We start from the raw sequence: 20056 nt of genomic DNA on the forward strand, positions 1-20056 counted from the left end.
CCGCTCACCGGAGCTATCGCGTCCGTGTCGCCTTCCTGCCTGTAGTGCGAATCGGTTTGAGCAATTTTTTGTTAATAATTTGTAATGAGCATGTCAATACTACCTGAATGTTTGCGTCCATGAAAGGCATTCGTAATTAGGCTATAATGCGGCAATTGATAAAGCCTGAAAATACCATGCAGAAAACTTCATTTAGAAAACATCGCGTTGAGCGATTCAGCACACAACAAGTCACCAGACAACGTAAAGAACGCCAGCCAAAAACTGTGATCTTGTTCAATAAACCCTATGATGTGTTGCCGCAATTTACCGATGAAGCCGGGCGCAGCACGCTAAAAGATTTTATTCCGGTGGCGGGCGTCTACGCCGCAGGTCGGCTCGATCGCGACAGCGAAGGCCTGCTGGTGCTGACCAACGACGGCGCGCTGCAGGCGAAGCTGACCCAGCCGGGTAAGCGCACCGGCAAGATCTACTATGTTCAGGTGGAAGGCGAACCCACGCCCGAGGCGCTGACCGCCTTGCGCGACGGCGTCACCCTTAACGACGGCCCCACCCTGCCTGCCGGCGTAGAACTTGTCGAGGAACCCGTCTGGCTGTGGCCGCGCAACCCGCCGATTCGTGAGCGCAAATCGATTCCCACCCGCTGGTTGAAAATCACGCTCTACGAGGGACGCAACCGCCAGGTGCGCCGGATGACCGCCCACGTCGGCTTCCCCACCCTGCGGCTGATCCGCTACGCCATGGGCGGCTATACCCTCGACGGACTGGCCAACGGCGACTGGCGCAAAGCCGAATAACTGAAAAGGAAAAGCGATGTTTAAACCTCATGTCACCGTTGCCTGCGTGGTTCACGCCCAGGATAAATTTCTCATCGTCGAAGAAACCATTAACGGCAAAGCGCTGTGGAACCAGCCGGCGGGCCATCTCGAGGCCAATGAAACGCTGCTGCAGGCCGCCGAACGTGAACTGTGGGAAGAGACCGGCATTCGCGCCACGCCGCAGCACTTCATCCGCATGCATCAGTGGCTGGCTCCCGATAACACCCCGTTTCTGCGCTTCCTGTTCGCCATCGAACTTAGCGATCTGTGCGCCACTGAACCGCACGACAGCGATATCGATCGCTGCCTGTGGCTCAGTGCTGAGGAAATTCTTAACGCGCCGAACCTGCGCTCGCCGCTGGTTGCCGAAAGCATTCGCTGCTACCTGCAGGACCCGCGGCAGCCGCTGTCGCTGATTGGCGCATTTAACTGGCCGTTCACAGGGGGTGAATGAACGGTGAGCGCGTGCTAGAATACGCCGCCTCGAAGTTCAATGTAGCGAGTATTTCCATGTCAGAAAGCCAGAAAAAAGTGATCGTCGGCATGTCCGGCGGCGTCGACTCCTCGGTCTCCGCGTACCTGCTGCTGCAGCAAGGGTATAAGGTGGAAGGCCTGTTCATGAAGAACTGGGAGGAAGACGACGGCGAGGAATACTGCACCGCCGCCGCCGACCTTGCCGATGCGCAAGCGGTCTGCGATAAGCTGGGCATTGAACTGCACACCGTTAACTTTGCCGCCGAATATTGGGATAACGTCTTTGAGCTCTTCCTGGAAGAGTACAAAGCCGGCCGCACGCCGAACCCGGATATTCTGTGCAATAAAGAGATCAAATTTAAAGCCTTCCTCGAGTTTGCTGCCGAAGACCTCGGCGCCGACTACATCGCCACCGGGCACTATGTGCGCCGCGCCGATGTCGACGGTAAAAGCCAGCTGCTGCGCGGCCTCGACGGCAACAAAGATCAGAGCTACTTCCTCTACACCCTTAGCCACGAGCAGATTGCCCAGAGCCTGTTCCCGGTGGGTGAGCTGGAAAAACCGCAGGTGCGTAAGATCGCCGAAGAGCTGGATCTGATCACCGCGAAGAAAAAAGATTCCACCGGCATCTGCTTTATCGGCGAGCGTAAATTCCGCGATTTCCTTGGCCGCTATCTGCCGGCGCAGCCGGGCAAAATCCTCACCGTCGACGGCGAGGAGATCGGTACTCATCAGGGGCTGATGTACCACACCCTGGGCCAGCGTAAAGGGCTGGGTATCGGCGGCACCAAAGAGGGTAGCGAAGATCCATGGTACGTGGTCGATAAAGACGTTGAGAATAATATTCTTATCGTCGCCCAGGGCCATGACCACCCGCGCCTGATGTCCGTCGGTCTGATTGCCCAACAGCTGCACTGGGTAAACCGTGAACCGCTACAAGGCACCCTGCGCTGCACGGTGAAAACCCGCTATCGCCAGACCGATATCCCCTGCACCGTTACCGCGCTGGATGAAGACCGTATCGAAGTCCGCTTCGATGAGCCGGTCGCGGCGGTGACCCCGGGCCAGTCCGCAGTGTTCTATTTAGGGGAAGTGTGCCTCGGCGGCGGAATTATTGAACAACGACTGCCTCTGCAGTCCTGAACGCGCGTTATTTCCGCCGGGACGAACCGCCCTGGCGGCTGACAAGGAGTATGTGTGGCGAAGAATTACTATGACATCACCCTGGCGCTGGCTGGCGTTTGCCAGGCGGCGCGACTGGTTCAGCAACTGGCGCATCAGGGACATTGCGACAGCGATGCCCTGCATGTGTCGCTGAACAGCATCATCGACCTCGATCCTGAGTCGACGCTGGCGGTGTTCGGTGGCAGTGAAGCCAATCTTCGCCTCGGTCTTGAAACGCTGCTCGGGGTGCTCAATACCAGCAGCCGTCAGGGCCTCAATGCGGAACTCACCCGCTATACCCTGAGCCTGATGGTGCTGGAGCGCAAGCTCGCCGCCAGTAAAGGGGCGATGGACACGCTCGGCAACCGCATCGCCGGCCTGCACCGTCAGCTGGAACACTTTGACCTGCAGTCCGAAACGCTGCTCAGCGCCATGGCGGGCATCTATGTCGATGTGATAAGCCCGCTGGGGCCGCGTATTCAGGTGACCGGCTCCCCTGCCGTGCTGCAAAGCCCGCAGGTGCAGGCGAAAGTTCGCTCAGCGCTGCTGGCGGGTATTCGCGCCGCGGTGCTCTGGCATCAGGTGGGCGGCGGACGTCTGCAGCTTATGTTTTCCCGTAATCGTCTGGTTAACCAGGCAAAGCAAATTCTTGCTCATTTAACCCCGGAGTTGTGATCTATGGAATTATCCTCACTGACCGCCGTTTCCCCTGTAGACGGCCGCTACGGCGATAAAGTCAGCGCGCTGCGCGGTATCTTCAGCGAATTCGGTTTGCTGAAATTCCGCGTTCAGGTGGAAGTACGTTGGCTGCAAAAACTGGCCGCCCACGCAGCGATCAAGGAAGTTCCTGCTTTTGCTGCCGACGCAAACGGTTTCCTTGATAAAATCGTCGCCGATTTCAGCGTTGAAGACGCGGAGCGCATCAAAACCATCGAGCGCACCACTAACCACGACGTGAAAGCGGTAGAGTATTTCCTGAAAGAGAAAGTCGCTGACGTCGCCGAGCTGCACGCGGTATCAGAGTTTATTCACTTCGCCTGTACGTCTGAAGACATCAATAACCTCTCCCACGCGCTGATGCTGAAAACCGCCCGCGACGAAGTGGTTCTGCCTTACTGGCGCAAACTGATTGACGCGGTAAAAGATCTGGCGACCCAGTACCGCGATGTGCCGCTGCTCTCCCGTACCCACGGCCAGCCGGCAACGCCGTCCACCATGGGTAAAGAGATGGCGAACGTCGCCTACCGTATGGAGCGGCAGTATCGTCAGCTGAACCAGGTGGAAATCCTCGGTAAAATCAACGGCGCGGTGGGTAACTACAACGCCCACATCGCCGCCTACCCGGAAGTCGACTGGCATCAGTTCAGCGAAGAGTTCGTTACCTCGCTGGGTATTCAGTGGAACCCGTACACCACGCAGATCGAGCCGCATGACTATATCGCTGAGCTGTTTGACTGCATCGCGCGCTTCAACACCATTCTGATCGACTTCGATCGCGACGTGTGGGGCTACATCGCGCTCAACCACTTCAAACAGAAGACCATCGCCGGGGAAATCGGCTCATCCACCATGCCGCACAAGGTGAACCCAATTGACTTCGAAAACTCCGAAGGCAATCTCGGCCTGGCCAATGCGGTCATGCAGCACCTGGCCAGCAAACTGCCGGTTTCCCGCTGGCAGCGCGACCTGACCGACTCCACCGTTCTGCGTAACCTCGGCGTGGGCATCGGCTATGCGCTGATCGCCTATCAGTCCACCCTCAAAGGGATCAGCAAGCTGGAGCTGAACCAGGATCGCCTGCTGGACGAACTGGATCACAACTGGGAAGTACTGGCTGAGCCGATCCAGACCGTGATGCGTCGTTACGGTATCGAAAAACCGTACGAGAAGCTGAAAGAGCTGACCCGCGGCAAACGCGTGGACGCGGAAGGGATGAAGCAGTTTATTGACAGCCTCGCCCTGCCGGAAGAGGAAAAAGTGCGTCTCAAAGCGATGACCCCGGCCAACTATATCGGTCGGGCAACCACCATGGTTGACGAGCTGAAGTAATCGCCCTGCCCCTCTTTCCGCCGGAAAGAGGGGCGTTTTATCGCCGGAAAGCGATCAGATCCAAACGTCGTTCACCGCCGTCCGCTCGCCGCCCTCGTGGCCGGTATTCAACACCCCGCGCGGCTCAATCAGCATCAGCTTCGCTTCCGTCTCCGCCGAGGTCTTATGTTCCACCCCGCGCGGCACGACGATCATCTCCCCGGCCTTCACCAGCACATGCCCGTCGCGGAAGTCCACGCGCAATACCCCCTCCACCACCATCAATGTCTCATCGGTTTCCGGGTGGCTGTGCCAGATAAAGTCGCCGGCGATGCGCACGACCTTGAACTGATAGTCATTCATTTCAGCCACCACTTTGGGCTGCCATTGTTCGCTGAACAGGGAAAATTTATGAGCAAGATTAACGAGTTGATACATGGGCTGTCTCCTTGTGATAAAGGCAGTCAGCATAGTTCGCCTCGCCGCGTTGACGCTTGAACGATTGTGCAACCTGCGCCGCCTTATCCGCGGATCGCCCGCAGCCAGCGCCCCGGAGAGAGGCCAAAGCGGCTGATAAACTGGCGCGTCATGTGGCTCTGGTCGGCAAAGCCCGCGTCGGCGGCAATATCCACCAGACGCTCCCCGGCGCGCATCCGCTGGCGGCAAAAATCGAGCCGGCGCATCATGACGTAGCGCCACGGGCTGGTGCCGTACAGCGTTCTGAAATCCCGGCTCAGGCTCCAGCGGTCCCGGCCGCTGACCTGCGACAGGGTGTCGAGGGTCATATCCTGCATAAAACAGGCATGGATATACTCCCGGGCCCTCTCCGCCGCCTGATAATCAAACGCCTGGCGACGGGAACGTTGGCCGCCGACAACGGCCAGGGTCTGCGCCAGGTCGTACAGGGCGTCCTCTTCCTCCAGCGGTTCAAAGGTGTCCGTGACCGCTTTTAATAACGGCAGCGCGGCGCGACGTAGCCGTGGATCCGCCGACAGGCCGCCGGGGATAAACGGTAGTGGCCTGCCGCCGAGTATCTTCTGGATCAGCGCCGGTTCGATATAAACCATACGGTAGTGAAACCCCGCCTCGGTGCCCGCCTCGCCATCGTGTATTTCGTCCGGATGAAGCACCATCGTTCCGCCGGGCAGGCTGTGCTGGAGTCCGCCGCGATAGTGAAAGCTCTGCACGCCGGCGATCGTCTGGCCGATGGCGTAGGTATCATGCCGGTGCGGCTCATAGCCGTGGCCGCCGAAGAAGGCTTCGATGCGTTCCGTCCGGCTGGGCGATTGCGCCAGCCTGACCCAGTCCGCGCTCTGCTGCTGAGACATAATGGATAACCTGCGACGTTCTTGAGGGGTGATTCCAGCACTATTACACAAAAAATTAACATCACCAACCCGCTCGCCGTTCGCATCCTGCCGCTGGGCGTTTACTGAAATTACGCATAGAATGAAGGAGTTCCATGCAGTATGCGCAAAGGGCGCCGCCGAATGCTGGCCAGCCCGGGGCACCAGGGGCCCTTTTTATAAAAAGCTTTATTTAACAGCCGTTTATATTTTGCGTATATAATGAGCGTCAGACTACTATCGAAAATGCTAGGGAGAACAGCCATGCGCGTACTCGTGGTTGAGGATAATGCCCTGCTGCGTCACCACCTCAAAGTTCAGCTGCAGGAGCTGGGCCATCAGGTCGATGCGGCGGAAGATGCCAGGGAAGCGGACTACTATCTGGGCGAACATCTCCCGGATATCGCCATCGTCGATCTCGGCCTGCCGGATGAAGACGGTTTATCACTGATCCGCCGCTGGCGCAGCCACGACGTGTCGCTGCCGGTGCTGGTGCTGACCGCCCGCGAAGGATGGCAGGATAAAGTGGAAGTGCTGAGCGCCGGGGCGGATGATTACGTCACCAAGCCTTTCCATATTGAAGAGGTTGCCGCCCGCATGCAGGCGCTGCTGCGCCGTAACAGCGGCCTGGCCTCGCAGGTGATCTCCCTGCCGCCGTTCCAGGTCGACCTCTCCCGGCGCGAGCTGTCGGTGAATGACCAGCCGATCAAGCTGACCGCCTTTGAATACACCATTATGGAAACCCTGATCCGTAACCGCGGCAAAGTGGTCAGCAAAGATTCGCTGATGCTCCAGCTTTACCCGGATGCCGAACTGCGAGAAAGCCACACCATCGACGTGCTGATGGGTCGGCTGCGCAAGAAAATTCAGGCTGAATACCCACAGGACGTCATCACCACGGTGCGCGGCCAGGGCTATCTGTTCGAACTGCGCTGATGAAGGGACTGTTGCGGCATATCTTCCCGCTGTCATTACGGGTTCGCTTCCTGCTGGCGACCGCCGGGGTGGTGCTGGTGCTCTCCCTGGCCTACGGCATGGTGGCCCTGGTGGGCTATAGCGTTAGCTTCGATAAAACCACCTTTCGCCTGCTGCGCGGCGAGAGCAATCTCTTTTATATGCTGGCGAGATGGGAAAACGGCGCTATTGACGTCGATATCCCGGAAAACCTGAATATGGAAAGCCCGACGGTGACCCTTATCTACGATGAGCAGGGCAAACTGCTGTGGGCGCAGCGTGATGTTCCATGGCTGGCGAAACGCATTCAACCGGAATGGCTGAAACGCAATGGCTTCCATGAGATTGAAGCCGATGTCGACAGCAGCAGTATGCTGTTGCGCAATAACCATGAGATTCAGGAACAGCTGGACGCTATCCGCGAACAGGGCGACGACTCTGAGATGACCCACTCGGTGGCGATCAACCTCTACCCGGCCACCAGCAAAATGCCTCAGCTCAGCATTGTGGTGGTCGACACCATTCCGGTGGAGCTCAAGCGCAGCTATATGGTGTGGAGCTGGTTTGTCTATGTGCTGGCCGCCAACCTGCTGCTGGTGATCCCCCTGCTGTGGGTCGCCGCCTGGTGGAGCCTGCGGCCCATTGAGTCGCTGGCCAAAGAGGTGCGCGAACTGGAGGAACATCACCGCGAAAAGCTCAATCCCAACACCACTCGCGAGCTGACCCGGCTGGTCAGCAACCTCAACCGCCTGGTTCGCAGCGAGCGCGAACGCTATGACAAATACCGCACTACCCTCACCGATCTCACTCACAGTCTGAAAACGCCGCTGGCGGTGATGCAGAGTACACTGCGCTCGCTGCGCGGCGAGAAGATCAGCGTCGACGAGGCGGAGCCGGTGATGCTGGAGCAGATAAGCCGCATCTCGCAGCAGATTGGTTATTACCTGCATCGCGCCAGCATGCGCAGCGGCGGCACCCTCTTGAGCCGGGAATTACACCCGATCGCCCCCCTGCTTGACAGCCTGACTTCCGCTCTCAACAAGGTCTATCAGCGCAAAGGGGTCAATATCTCGCTCGACATCTCGCCGGAGATCACTTTTGTCGGCGAGCAGAACGATTTTATGGAAGTGATGGGTAACGTTCTTGATAACGCCTGTAAGTATTGTCTGGAGTTCGTGGAAGTTTCCGTGCGCCAGACCACCGACAGCCATCTGCACATCCTGGTGGAAGACGATGGGCCGGGGATCCCGCAGAGCCAGCGCCGGGCCGTTTTCGACCGCGGCCAGCGGGCTGATACCCTGCGTCCCGGCCAGGGGGTAGGGCTCTCCGTTGCGCGTGAAATTGTCGAACAATATGATGGAGAGATCATCGCCGGGGAAAGCCTGCTCGGCGGCGCCTGCATGGAGGTGGTGTTTGGCCGCCAGCAGATGGAAGATAAACAGAGTTAATCGTTGAGATTTTTCACGGCGTCTGCATCGCCAGGGCGCCGCATCCGTTATAATCCCTGTCAGACACCTGCAGTGGAATATCAATATGGATTATCAATTAACGCTTAACTGGCCCGACTTTATCGAACGCTACTGGCAAAAACGGCCGGTGGTATTGAAGCGCGGCTTCGCCAATTTTATCGACCCCCTAAGCCCGGACGAACTGGCAGGACTGGCCATGGAGAGCGAGGTCGATAGCCGCCTTGTCAGCCATCAGGATGGAAAATGGCAGGTCAGTCACGGTCCTTTCGAAAGCTACGATCACCTGAGCGAAAACAACTGGTCCCTGCTGGTGCAGGCGGTTAACCACTGGCATGAACCGTCCGCAGCGCTGATGCATCCGTTCCGTGCTCTGCCGGACTGGCGTATCGACGACCTGATGATCTCCTTTTCGGTGCCGGGAGGCGGCGTCGGCCCGCATCTGGATCAGTATGATGTGTTTATCATTCAGGGCACCGGTCGTCGGCGCTGGCGCGTTGGGGAAAAGGTGCCGATGAAACAGCACTGCCCGCATCCGGACCTGCTGCAGGTTGACCCCTTCGAGGCGATCATCGATGAAGAGATGGAGCCTGGCGATATTCTCTATATTCCGCCGGGATTCCCGCATGAGGGTTATTCGCTGGAAAACTCGCTTAACTATTCGGTCGGCTATCGCGCGCCGAATGCCCGCGAGCTGTTTAGCGGCTTTGCCGACTATGTCCTCCAGCGCGAACTGGGCAGCCAGCGCTACGCCGATCCGGACGTGCCGTCCCGCGACCATCCGGCGGATATTTTACCGACCGAACTCGACCGCCTGCGCGAGATGATGCTGGGTCTGATTAACCAACCGGAGCACTTTAAGCAGTGGTTCGGCGAGTTTATCACCCAGTCGCGTCATGAGCTCGACGTCGCGCCGCCGGAGCCGCCGTATCAGCCAGATGAGATTTACGATGCCCTGCAGCAGGGCGATACCCTGGAACGCCTGGGCGGCCTGCGGGTGCTGCGCATTGACGGCGAGGTATTCGTTAACGGCGAGAAGATCAACTCCCCGCACCGTCCGGCGCTGGACGCCTTAGCCACCCATCTGACGCTGCGCGCCGACCATTTTGGCGATGCGCTGGAAGATCCTTCTTTCCTCGCCATGCTGGCAGCGCTGGTCAACAGCGGCTATTGGTTCTTTGGCGACTGAGCCATCATCCTGCCCGGCGGCGCTGCGCTTGCCGGGCCTACGGGTTCTGTGGTCAGCGGCTGGACCGTAGGCCGGATAAGGCGAAGCCGCCATCCGGCATAAAGACAGGCACCCGCTCTGCTGTTCACCGCCCGGCGGCGCTGCGCTTGCCGGGCCTACGGGTCCCGCGGTCACCGGCTGGACCGTAGGCCGGATAAGGCGAAGCCGCCATCCGGCATAAAGACAGGCACCCGCTCTGATGTTGAACGCCCGGCGGCGCTGCGCTTGCCGGGCCTACGGGTCCCGCGCTCACCGGCTGAACCGTAGGCCGGATAAGGCGAAGCCGCCATCCGGCATAAAGACAGGCACCCGCTCTGCTGTTCACCGCCCGGCGGCGCTGCGCTTGCCGGGCCTACGGGTCCCGCGGTCACCGGCTGGATCGTAGGCCGGATAAGGCGAAGCCGCCATCCGGCATGAAGACAGGAGCCCGCTCTGATGTTGAACGCCCGGCGGCGCTGCGCTTGCCGGGCCTACGGGTTCCGCGCTCACCGGCTGGACCGTAGGCCGGATAAGGCGAAGCCGCCATCCGGCATAAAGACAGGAGCCCGCTCTGCTGTTCACCGCCCGGCGGCGCTGCGCTTGCCGGGCCTACGGGTCCCGCGGTCACCGGCTGGACCGTAGGCCGGATAAGGCGTTAGCCGCCATCCGGCATAAAGACAGGCACCCGCTCTGCTGTTCACCGCCCGGCGGCGCTGCGCTTGCCGGGCCTACGGGTCCCGCGGTCACCGGCTGGATCGTAGGCCGGATAAGGCGAAGCCGCCATCCGGCATGAAGACAGGAGCCCGCTCTGATGTTGAACGCCCGGCGGCGCTGCGCTTGCCGGGCCTACGGGTTCCGCGCTCACCGGCTGGACCGTAGGCCGGATAAGGCGAAGCCGCCATCCGGCACTTTGTGGTTTCGATGGCGGCAATGTCTTACCCGAGCATTATCGCCTCTCGCCTGCATCAAATTCGCTTACCTCACCTGCCCAATCCGGCGGATACCATCCCCGGCGCACATCGCGATGAAAGGTCGAATACGGCCAATCCTGCACCCGACGGACATGACCGTGCTTAACGGGATTGATATAAACGTAATCCATATGCCGCCAGTAATCTTCTTCATTACGGATGGCATGTTCCCAGAATCGCGGCTGCCAGATATGGCGCTGCGCCAGCGCTCGGGTAAACATTTTTTTAATGTCCCGCCAGCGACCGGAATAATCGGTATCCCCCTCAGGTAGGGTCCAGATGCAGTGCATATGCTCTGGTAAAACCACCCAGGCGTTAATCAGAAAAGGTTTTTTGCTTTTAACAGACGCTGTAGCGGCACGCAGATGAACAATATGCCGCGTCAGGAGATCGCTGCGCCGATTTTGCAGGTTAACGGTGAAGAACCAGCAGCCGCCAGGGATATAACTGCGACGATAATCAGACATGTGAGGTTCCCTCCTCAGTATTAGCCTTATCGCTTTTGCCCGGCGGCGCTGCGCTTGCCGGGCCTACGGGTTCTGCGGTCACCGTCTGGACCGTAGGCCGGATAAGGCGAAGCCGCCATCCGGCATAAAGACAGGAGCCCGCTCTGATGTTGAACGCCCGGCAGCGCTGCGCTTGCCGGCCCTACGGGTTCTGCGGTCACCGTCTGGACCGTAGGCCGGATAAGGCGAAGCCGCCATCCGGCATAAAGACAGGAGCCCGCTCTGATGTTGAACGCCCGGCGGCGCTGCGCTTGCCGGGCCTACGGGTTCCGCGCTCACCGGCTGGACCGTAGGCCGGATAAGGCGAAGCCGCCATCCGGCATCTTGTCCGACACGCGGCCTACCGGGCCACCTGAGAAGATTAATGCCCTTTGCGTGCCGCCGTCAGCTCGGCGATACGCACGATCACCTGCACCGCTTTCTCCATTCCTTCCAGGGTGACAAACTCATGTTTGCCGTGATAGTTGTAGCCACCGGTAAACAGGTTTGGGCACGGCAGTCCCATAAATGAGAGCTGCGCGCCGTCGGTGCCGCCGCGGATCGGCTTCATCTGCGGTTCAATATCGCAGTCCACCATCGCCTGGCGGGCAATATCGACCACGTGCGGATGGGCGATCACCTGCTCATGCATGTTGTAATAACTGTCCTCGATCACCAGCTCAATATAACAGTCCGGGTGCAGTCCCTTGCCGACCTTTTTGGCGATCTCCATCATCTTGCGCTTGCGCGCCTCGAAGTGCTTACGGTCAAAATCGCGGATGATGTAATGCATCTCGGCCCGATCGACGCTGCCTTTCATGCTGGTGAGGTGATAAAAACCTTCATAGCCTTCAGTGGTCTCCGGCGCTTCATCGGCCGGCACTTCGGCATGAATGCGCGCGGCCAGCGACAGCGCGTTGACCATCACCCCTTTCGCGGTGCCGGGGTGCACGTTATTACCGACAATTTTAATCGTCACCGAGGCGGCGTTGAAGTTTTCAAACTCCAGTTCGCCGACCCCGCCGCCGTCGACGGTATAGGCCCAGCGGGCGTCAAAGGCCTCGACGTCGAAATGCTTCGCCCCTTTACCCACCTCTTCATCAGGGGTGAAGGCCACGCGGATATCGCCATGAGGAATATTTTTCGCCTGCAGGGTCGCCAGCGCGGTCATAATTTCGGCAATGCCGGCTTTGTCGTCCGCCCCGAGCAGCGTTTTCCCGTCGGTGGTGATCAGCGTCTGTCCCAAAAGCTGATGCAGAACCGGGAACATCACCGGGGAGAGCACCTCATCGCCGATACCCAGCGCGATATCGCCGCCGCGATAGTTTTCAACAATCTGCGGATTAACGTTTTTACCACTGAAATCCGGGGAGGTGTCGACGTGGGAGATAAAACCGATGGCCGGGATATCGCCCTCAACGTTAGCGGGCAAAGTTCCCATTACCGTCCCTTTTTCACTCAGCGTTACCTTGACCAGTCCCATTTCTTCCAGCTGCGCCTGCAACAGGCGTAACAGCTTCCACTGCCCTTCCGTGCTGGGGACCTGACGAACGCCAGGCTTTGACTGCGTGTCCAAAGAAACGTACTGCAAAAAACGCTCAAGCAATTTATCCATGTAGCCACCCTCTTCTTTTGTGACAACATTATTCATAAGCCAGAAAAGACAAATATTGCGTCAGGTCATTTTTAGCCCGTAAAGCGAAATTTAATAACGGAACCGACGTTATGGTGTAAAGGTAGACTATGCGGGCGTATCAAGGATTGGCGATTACCCTCGTTTGCCGTAGAATGCTGGCCCTTATTAAAAACGTGCAACCCCAAAGGTGGTTAATCACAAACCCCGCAGCGGCCGGAAATTTGCCGTTGCGTCTACATGGGACAGAGTCAAAAATTGAATATACAACCGCGTTCGCGTTCGCCGCTGGTGCATCTGGCGGGAATTCGCAAGAGCTTTGATGGTAAAACGGTCATCGACAACCTTAACCTGACCATCAACAATGGTGAGTTTCTCACTCTGCTTGGCCCCTCTGGCTGCGGTAAAACCACCGTTCTGCGCCTTATTGCCGGCCTGGAAAACGTCGACAGCGGACGGATCCATCTCGAAGATCACGATATCACTCATGTTCCGGCGGAAAACCGCCACGTCAATACCGTATTCCAAAGCTACGCCCTGTTTCCGCATATGACGGTGTTCGAGAACGTCGCCTTTGGCCTGCGGATGCAGAAAACACCGGCGGCGGAAATCACCCCACGGGTGATGGATGCCTTAAAGATGGTGCAGTTGGAGGCGTTTGCCCAGCGCAAACCGCACCAGCTCTCCGGCGGCCAGCAGCAGCGCGTGGCCATCGCCCGCGCGGTGGTCAACAAACCGCGTCTGCTGCTGCTCGATGAGTCTCTTTCGGCACTGGATTACAAGCTGCGCAAGCAGATGCAGAACGAACTGAAAGCGCTGCAGCGTAAGCTCGGGATCACCTTCGTCTTCGTCACCCACGATCAGGAAGAGGCTCTGACCATGTCCGATCGCATCGTGGTGATGCGTGATGGCAAAATCGAACAGGACGGCACCCCGCGAGAGATCTACGAAGAGCCGAAGAACCTGTTTGTCGCCAGCTTTATCGGCGAGATCAATATCTTTGACGCCACGGTAATTGAACGTCTCGACGAACAGCGCGTGCGCGCCCGCGTTGAAGGACGGGAATGCAACATCACCGTCAATTTTGCCGTGGAGGCCGGCCAGCGTCTGCATGTCCTGCTGCGCCCGGAAGATCTGCGCGTCGACGAGATCCACCATAACAGCGACGCCGACGGCCTGATCGGCTATGTCCGCGAGCGCAACTATAAAGGCATGACTCTGGAGTCGGTGGTGGAACTGGAGAACGGCAAAATGGTGATGGTCAGCGAGTTCTTTAACGAAGACGACCCGGATTTCGACCACTCTCTTGACCAGAAAATGTCTATCAATTGGGTGGAAAGCTGGGAGGTGGTGCTGGCCGATGAAGAACACCAGTAAATTCCAGAATGTGGTGATCGCCACTATCGTCGGTTGGCTGGTGCTGTTTGTCTTCCTGCCCAACCTGATGATCATCGCCACCAGCTTTTTGACCCGCGACGATGCCAACTTCGTCAAACTGGTCTTCACGCTGGATAACTATTCGCGGCTACTGGATCCGCTCTATTATGACGTTCTGCTGCATTCGCTAAACATGGCGCTGCTGGCGACCCTCGCCTGCCTGGCGCTGGGCTATCCGTTTGCGTGGTTCCTCGCCCGGCTGCCGCAGAAGGTACGGCCCCTGCTGCTGTTCCTGCTGATCGTCCCTTTTTGGACCAACTCGTTGATCCGCATCTACGGGCTGAAGATTTTCCTCAGCACTAAAGGTTACCTGAACGAGTTTCTGCTGTGGCTGGGGGTGATCGACACCCCGATACGCATTATGTTCACCCCCTCGGCGGTGATCATCGGCCTGGTGTACATCCTGCTGCCGTTTATGGTGATGCCGCTCTACTCCAGCATTGAGAAACTGGATCGCCCGCTGCTGGAAGCGGCGAAAGATCTCGGCGCCAGCAAGCTGCAGACCTTTATCCGCATTATCATCCCGCTGACCATGCCGGGGATCATCGCCGGCTGTCTGCTGGTGATGCTGCCGGCGATGGGGTTGTTCTACGTTTCCGACCTGATGGGCGGCGCCAAGAACCTGCTGATCGGCAACGTGATCAAAAGCCAGTTCCTCAATATCCGTGACTGGCCGTTCGGCGCGGCAACCAGCATTACCTTAACCCTGGTGATGGGCCTGATGCTGTTGATTTACTGGCGCGCGGCGCGCCTGCTGAATAAAAAGGTGGAGCTGGAATGATCGGTCGACTGCTGCGCGGCGGCTTTATGACCGCCATCTACGCGTATCTCTACATCCCTATTATTATTCTGATCGTTAACTCGTTTAACCGGTCGCGCTTCGGCATCAACTGGCAGGGGTTCACCACCGACTGGTATAGCCTGCTGATGAACAACGATAGCCTGCTGCAGGCCGCCCAGCACTCGCTGACCATGGCGGTGCTGTCGGCGACCTTCGCCACCCTTATCGGCTCGCTGACCGCCGTGGCGCTGTACCGTTACCGCTTTCGCGGCAAACCGTTTGTCAGCGGCATGCTGTTTGTGGTGATGATGTCGCCAGATATTGTGATGGCCATCTCTCTGCTGGTGCTGTTTATGCTGATCGGCGTCCAGCTTGGTTTCTGGTCGCTGCTGTTTTCGCATATCACCTTCTGCCTGCCGTTTGTGGTGGTCACCGTTTACTCCCGCCTGAAAGGCTTTGACGTGCGGATGCTGGAGGCGGCGAAAGATCTGGGCGCCAGCGAGATGACCATCCTGCGCAAAATTATCCTGCCGCTGGCCCTGCCGGCGGTAGCCGCTGGGTGGTTGCTGAGCTTCACCCTGTCGATGGATGACGTGGTAGTCTCCTCGTTCGTGACCGGTCCGGGGTATGAAATCCTGCCACTGAAGATCTATTCGATGGTCAAGGTTGGCGTTTCGCCAGAGGTGAACGCCCTGGCCACGATTTTGTTGGTTCTGTCGCTGGTGATGGTCATCGCCAGTCAGTTAATTGCACGTGATAAAACTCAGGGGACGTTAAAATGAAAAAATGGTCACGCCACCTGCTCGCGGCGAGCGCTCTGGCAATCGGCATGGGCGCTGCGCACGCGGACGATAGCAAAACGCTCTATTTCTATAACTGGACCGAGTATGTGCCGCCGGGCCTGCTGGAGCAGTTCACCAAAGAGACCGGCATCAAGGTTATCTATTCGACCTACGAGTCGAACGAAACCATGTACGCCAAGCTCAAAACCTATAAAGACGGCGCGTACGACCTGGTCGTCCCGTCGACCTACTTTGTCGACAAGATGCGCAAAGAAGGTATGCTGCAGAAGATCGATAAGAGCAAGCTGACTAACTTCAGCAACCTCGATCCGCAGATGCTGAATAAACCGTTCGATCCGAATAACGACTACTCCATCCCCTATATCTGGGGGGCGACGGCCATCGGCGTCAACAACGAGGCGATTGACCCGAAAACTATCACCAGCTGGGCCGACCTGTGGAAGCCGGAATACAAAAGCAGCCTGCTGCTGACCGACGACGCGCGCGAAGTGTTCCAGATGGCGCTGCGTAAGCTGGGCTATTCCGGCAACACCACCGACCCGAAAGAGATTGAAGCCGCCTATAACGAGCTGAAAAAGCTGATGCCCAACGTCGCAGCGTTTAACTCTGATAACCCGGCGAACCCGTATATGGAAGGCGAAGTGAACCTCGGGATGGTATGGAACGGCTCGGCTTACGTCGCCCGCCAGGCAGGTACTCCGCTGGAAGTGATCTGGCCGAAAGAGGGCGGCATCTTCTGGATGGACAGCCTGTCGATCCCGGCGAACGCCAAAAACGTCGACGGCGCGCTGAAGCTGATTAACTTCCTGCTGCGCCCGGATGTCGCCAAACAGGTCGCTGAAACCATCGGTTATCCGACGCCGAACCTTGCGGCGCGCAAGATGCTCAGCCCGGCAGTGGCCAACGATAAATCGCTCTATCCGGACGCCGCAACCATTGAGAAAGGCGAATGGCAGAATGACGTCGGCAGCGCCAGCGCCATTTATGAAGAGTATTACCAGAAGCTGAAAGCGGGCCGTTAATCCCGCAGGGCGGAACCGCGGTTCCGCCCTTTTTTTTGCTCTCACCTTAGCCCCGCAGCGCGCGCCAGAGGAGCGCCGGCAATTTGCGCCAGCGCGGCCGATGGTAAAAATCCACCAGCCGCTGCGCCACCGCTTCCTGCCCCCGGTGGGTGATGAACCAGGGCGGCAGGGGCATCAGCGTCAGTTCGCCATGCCAAAGACTACGCGGAAACGGCCGAAACGGCGCCTCAATCACCGTGCGCTCGGTTTTCTCCAGCATAAAGCTGTTATGCACCTTGCCCCGCCCGCTCTGAATATCGTCGAGCGTGTGGCCGGGAAACGCCCCCCACGGGCAAGGGGCTAACAGGAAGGCCACCCCGCTCCAGCAGTTGATCGCCACCGTGCCGTAGCGCAGCTCGGCGATCAGCGCATTAAAACGCTTACGTCCAATCGCTTTGCGGGTGCGCGGGTGGATCACAATATTGGCCCCCAGCGTGCCCTGCAGCCGCTGATTCGCATAGCCGATCGCCTGGCGCAGAAAGCTTTCCGCACTATCGGCCTCAAGACGGGTGACCGACAGCCCCGGGCCAAAGACCTCCTGCTGGCAGAACCCGGGATCATCGTCGGTATTCGCCACAATCAACGGCAGCGCGTCACCGCGGGCTATCTCCAGCGGCTGACGGGCGCGCAGGCGAAAGTCGGTCAGCCGGTTTTCAGCGCCGGGGTAGTAGTCCGGGCGGGTATTCGCGGCGATCAGTCGGTACAGCTGATTCAGCAAGGCCGTCGCAGGCTCCCAGCCTTGCTGCAGGATCAGCACCTGGCTGGCCACGCAGTTAAACCCGCCGTTGTTCATCTTCTGCGTCGCCAGCTGCTGCGCCTGAAAAGCGATGTCCGCCTCGCTCCACGGCCCGGGTACGATAATGGTGGGGCTGACGCCGCCCAGCTCCGAGGTCACCCGACGCGGGTTCAGCGGCGTCCCGGCGGCCCGACGCTGGCGAGCCGCCTCACCCTCGCCCCAGACGATGACGTCATGGGTCTCGCGGGAGCCGGTGATATGGATCTCATCGACAGCGGGATGGGTGGTCAGCCACGCTCCCGCCCGGGCGTCGCCGGTGACGATGCGGAGCGCATCCATGGCAATCAGCGGCGCCAGGGCCTGGGCCAGCAGATCGTGCAGATAATCATTCACCGGATTGAGCTTCAGCAGGCAGACCTGATTCTCAATAAACAGCTTGTGTAGCACATCCAGTGGCGCAATCGAGGCCACATTGCCGGCGCCAAGCACCAGCGCCAGCTTGCCCTGCCGCGCGGCAGGCGGGATGTCGTATGCCCGCGCCGCATAGCGGTCGAGATGGGCCCGGGTGACGCCTGGCTGCATCCATATCTCAGCGCGAACACCAGACAGAAGCAGCCGATCCCAGAGCGTGCCGGGCACCACCCGCAGCGCCAGGCGGCCGTCCGCCAGCGTCCGCAGCGGGATCCGCCGCAGAAAGGTCTTCTCCTCCAGTTGCTCCAGGGTGGCGATAAGCCCGTTGCAGCCGACCATTAGCGCGCAGGGGCCCGCCAGCCACTCTTCCCCCGCCAGCGGATCGCCCGCCGGCAGCCCTTTGGCCGCCGCTGCCGCGGCCACCCACGCCGGGGCAATGCCGGCCAGGGCATCCTTGATCTGGCGCAGGAGCGCCAGACGACGGTTCACTGAGGTTTCCGCCCAGCGCTGGCGCGCCGCCGACAAGGCGTGCAGGGCCGCATCATACTGAGAACAGGTCGTCAGACCGGGTCGCGCATGGCTCATTTTCCCTCACTCATTAAAATCTCTCCGTAGGCCTGGCGCAGCTGATTTTTGAGCACCTTACCCGTGGCGCTGATCGGCAGCGCATCGACAAATATCACCCGGTCCGGGATCTGCCATTTAGGCACCCGCTTCTCAAACCAGCTCAGCAGATCGGTCTCCTCCACTTCGCCCCCTTCCGCACGGACGCACAGCAGCACCGGCCGCTCGTCCCAGCGCGGATGGCGGGCGGCGATGGCCGCCGCGCTGCGCACCCCCGGATGCGCGATGGCGATATTCTCCAGCTCAACGGTGGAGATCCACTCGCCACCGGACTTGATAATATCCTTTGCCCGATCGCTGATCACCAGATAACCATTGGCGTCGAGCGTACCGATATCACCGGTATCAAACCAGCCTGCCGCGGTCAGGGCGCTCGCGTCCTGACCATAGTATTGCTCTACCACCCAGTGCCCTCTGACCTGCAGATAACCCTGGCTTTGACCATCCCGGGGCAACGGTTCGCCATCCACGTCCACCACCTGCAGTTCGATGCCGAAAATGGGCCGCCCCTGACCGGCGCGCTGCTTTTGCTGTTCCTGTGCCGGGAGCGCGTCATGTTTGCTCAACGGTGTGTTGATGGTGCCGATGGGCGATGTTTCGGTCATTCCCCAGGCGTGGGTCAGCGCAATGCCGTAATCACGCTGAAAGGCCTCGGCCATCGACGGCGGCAGCGCGGAGCCGCCGACCAGCGCACGTTTAAATTCAGGCAGCCGGACCTCTGTCCGGCGCATCGCCGCCAGCAAGCCGGCCCAGATCACCGGCACGCCAAACCCCACCGTCACCTTCTCGGCGGCCAGCAGCTGCAGCAGGCTGTCGCCATCGAGGTGCGGCCCCGGCAGCACCAGCCGCGCGCCGACCATGGCGGCGATAAACGGCGTCCCCCACGCGTTGACATGGAACATCGGCACCACCGGCAACAGGCTGTCCTTCGCCGATATGCCGGCGGCGTCCGGCTGGTTGCCGCTCAGGGCGTGCAGGACCAGCGAACGATGGGTATTCAACACCCCTTTCGGCCGGCCGGTGGTTCCCGAGGTGTAGCAGAGCGAAGCCGGAGTCAGTTCATTGAGCTGCGGCCAGCGATAGTCTGCCATCCCCTGCTGCAACAGATCGTCATAAAACAGCAATGAGGGCAGCTGGCTGAGCGCCGCTTCGCTGCGGGACTCCATCAGCACGACGTGTTTCACCGTCGGCAGCTGCGGCAGCAGCTGCGCTACCAGCGGCAAAAAGGTCTGGTCAAAAAACAGCACTTCATCGGCAGCATCGTTGAGGATATACCGCAGATGGTCAACCGACAGCCGCGGATTGACGGTGTGCGTCACCCAGCCGCCGGAGGCGACGGCAAAATAGATCTCCAGATGGCGGCGGTTGTTCCATGCCAGCGTGGCGCAGCGGGCGCCCGGCGGCAGCCCCAGCGACGCCAGCGCCGATGCCAGCCGCTGAGCACGGCTGGCCACCTCCCCCCAGCAGCTGCGCTCCTTCTCACCGCCAGTACTCACCGAGACAATCTCGGTCTCGCTGTGATACTGCGCCGCATGGCCGAGCAGCGCGGCAGTGGTGAGATCCTGATAAATCATCGGTGACGGCATGGCGGGGTCTCCTTTACAGACGTCCGGCGGAATCGAGGGGCGCGGCGCGATCGTGCGGGCGCCTATTGAAT

At 59.5% G+C, this 20056-nt stretch carries 18 protein-coding genes; 12 read left to right on the forward strand and 6 right to left on the reverse strand.

From position 1 onward, the window contains the following. The first annotated feature begins 146 nt into the window (after window positions 1–146). Genes rluE through purB form a run of 5 tightly spaced genes read left to right on the forward strand, consistent with a single transcriptional unit; the run spans window position 147 to window position 4505 of the window. On the forward strand, window positions 147–797 hold the full coding sequence (rluE, locus tag AB1E37_RS15425) for a 23S rRNA pseudouridine(2457) synthase RluE (RefSeq protein ID WP_004150801.1): 651 nt from the start codon (window positions 147–149) through the stop codon (window positions 795–797). Window positions 798–813: 16 nt separating this feature from the next. Next, a complete protein-coding gene (locus AB1E37_RS15430) occupies window positions 814–1272 on the forward strand; it encodes an NUDIX hydrolase (protein WP_004150802.1) in 459 nt (152 codons plus the stop codon). A 56-nt stretch (window positions 1273–1328) separates the two neighbouring features. Further along, window positions 1329–2435 (forward strand): tRNA 2-thiouridine(34) synthase MnmA, encoded by a 1107-nt coding sequence (gene mnmA, locus AB1E37_RS15435; RefSeq protein ID WP_004150803.1) that lies wholly within the window; start codon window positions 1329–1331, stop codon window positions 2433–2435. 54 nt (window positions 2436–2489) lie between these two features. Next, window positions 2490–3131, forward strand: coding sequence for a high frequency lysogenization protein HflD (gene hflD, locus AB1E37_RS15440; protein WP_004140557.1), 642 nt, complete (start codon window positions 2490–2492; stop codon window positions 3129–3131). A gap of 3 nt (window positions 3132–3134) precedes the next feature. Then, window positions 3135–4505, forward strand: a complete 1371-nt coding sequence (purB, locus tag AB1E37_RS15445) for an adenylosuccinate lyase (protein ID WP_004176557.1) — start codon at window positions 3135–3137, stop codon at window positions 4503–4505. Window positions 4506–4559: 54 nt separating this feature from the next. Here the strand turns inward: purB and AB1E37_RS15450 are convergent, their stop codons facing one another. Next, window positions 4560–4922: a cupin domain-containing protein gene (locus AB1E37_RS15450; protein WP_015958193.1), complete on the reverse strand. Its 363-nt coding sequence runs from the start codon at window positions 4920–4922 to the stop codon at window positions 4560–4562. Between the two features lie 83 nt (window positions 4923–5005). After that, window positions 5006–5812, reverse strand: coding sequence for an AraC family transcriptional regulator (locus AB1E37_RS15455; RefSeq protein WP_032447478.1), 807 nt, complete (start codon window positions 5810–5812; stop codon window positions 5006–5008). A 282-nt stretch (window positions 5813–6094) separates the two neighbouring features. Here AB1E37_RS15455 and phoP point away from each other — a divergent pair, with 282 nt between their 5' ends. From phoP to AB1E37_RS15470, 3 genes are all read left to right on the forward strand, one after another. Continuing rightward, the gene (phoP, locus tag AB1E37_RS15460; RefSeq protein ID WP_004150807.1) at window positions 6095–6766 is read left to right on the forward strand and encodes a two-component system response regulator PhoP; all 672 of its coding nucleotides are present in this window, start codon (window positions 6095–6097) and stop codon (window positions 6764–6766) included. Further along, on the forward strand, window positions 6766–8232 hold the full coding sequence (phoQ, locus tag AB1E37_RS15465; RefSeq protein ID WP_004147969.1) for a two-component system sensor histidine kinase PhoQ: 1467 nt from the start codon (window positions 6766–6768) through the stop codon (window positions 8230–8232). Before phoP ends, phoQ begins: the two co-directional genes overlap by 1 nt. Window positions 8233–8317: 85 nt before the next feature. Then, window positions 8318–9439, forward strand: a complete 1122-nt coding sequence (locus tag AB1E37_RS15470) for a cupin domain-containing protein (protein WP_004176560.1) — start codon at window positions 8318–8320, stop codon at window positions 9437–9439. A 964-nt stretch (window positions 9440–10403) separates the two neighbouring features. Here AB1E37_RS15470 and AB1E37_RS15475 read toward each other — a convergent pair. Continuing rightward, window positions 10404–10895, reverse strand: a complete 492-nt coding sequence (locus AB1E37_RS15475; protein WP_032448691.1) for a transposase — start codon at window positions 10893–10895, stop codon at window positions 10404–10406. Between the two features lie 400 nt (window positions 10896–11295). Next, window positions 11296–12528 carry a peptidase T gene (gene pepT / locus AB1E37_RS15480; RefSeq protein WP_004150810.1) on the reverse strand — a complete coding sequence of 411 codons (1233 nt, stop codon included), beginning with the start codon at window positions 12526–12528 and terminating at the stop codon, window positions 11296–11298. A 258-nt stretch (window positions 12529–12786) separates the two neighbouring features. Between pepT and potA the strand changes: the two genes are divergently transcribed. The 4 genes from potA to potD are packed head-to-tail and all read left to right on the forward strand — an operon-like array spanning window position 12787 to window position 16589. After that, window positions 12787–13923 carry a spermidine/putrescine ABC transporter ATP-binding protein PotA gene (potA, locus tag AB1E37_RS15485; protein ID WP_004147966.1) on the forward strand — a complete coding sequence of 379 codons (1137 nt, stop codon included), beginning with the start codon at window positions 12787–12789 and terminating at the stop codon, window positions 13921–13923. Beyond that, on the forward strand, window positions 13907–14764 hold the full coding sequence (gene potB, locus AB1E37_RS15490) for a spermidine/putrescine ABC transporter permease PotB (protein ID WP_004150812.1): 858 nt from the start codon (window positions 13907–13909) through the stop codon (window positions 14762–14764). Before potA ends, potB begins: the two co-directional genes overlap by 17 nt. Beyond that, window positions 14761–15546, forward strand: coding sequence for a spermidine/putrescine ABC transporter permease PotC (potC, locus tag AB1E37_RS15495; protein ID WP_004150813.1), 786 nt, complete (start codon window positions 14761–14763; stop codon window positions 15544–15546). The genes potB and potC overlap by 4 nt, the downstream gene beginning before the upstream one ends. Continuing rightward, window positions 15543–16589, forward strand: a complete 1047-nt coding sequence (gene potD, locus AB1E37_RS15500) for a spermidine/putrescine ABC transporter substrate-binding protein PotD (protein WP_023287449.1) — start codon at window positions 15543–15545, stop codon at window positions 16587–16589. The genes potC and potD overlap by 4 nt, the downstream gene beginning before the upstream one ends. A gap of 46 nt (window positions 16590–16635) precedes the next feature. Here potD and AB1E37_RS15505 read toward each other — a convergent pair whose 3' ends face one another. Then, window positions 16636–18360 carry an aldehyde dehydrogenase family protein gene (locus AB1E37_RS15505; RefSeq protein ID WP_004176561.1) on the reverse strand — a complete coding sequence of 575 codons (1725 nt, stop codon included), beginning with the start codon at window positions 18358–18360 and terminating at the stop codon, window positions 16636–16638. Beyond that, window positions 18357–19985 carry a long-chain fatty acid--CoA ligase gene (locus tag AB1E37_RS15510; RefSeq protein ID WP_032447476.1) on the reverse strand — a complete coding sequence of 543 codons (1629 nt, stop codon included), beginning with the start codon at window positions 19983–19985 and terminating at the stop codon, window positions 18357–18359. The genes AB1E37_RS15505 and AB1E37_RS15510 overlap by 4 nt, the downstream gene beginning before the upstream one ends. Between the last annotated feature and the right edge of the window lie 71 nt (window positions 19986–20056).

The sequence above is a fragment of the Klebsiella sp. Shm-1 genome, from assembly GCF_040804525.1.
Taxonomy (GTDB): Bacteria; Pseudomonadota; Gammaproteobacteria; order Enterobacterales; family Enterobacteriaceae; genus Klebsiella; species Klebsiella pneumoniae.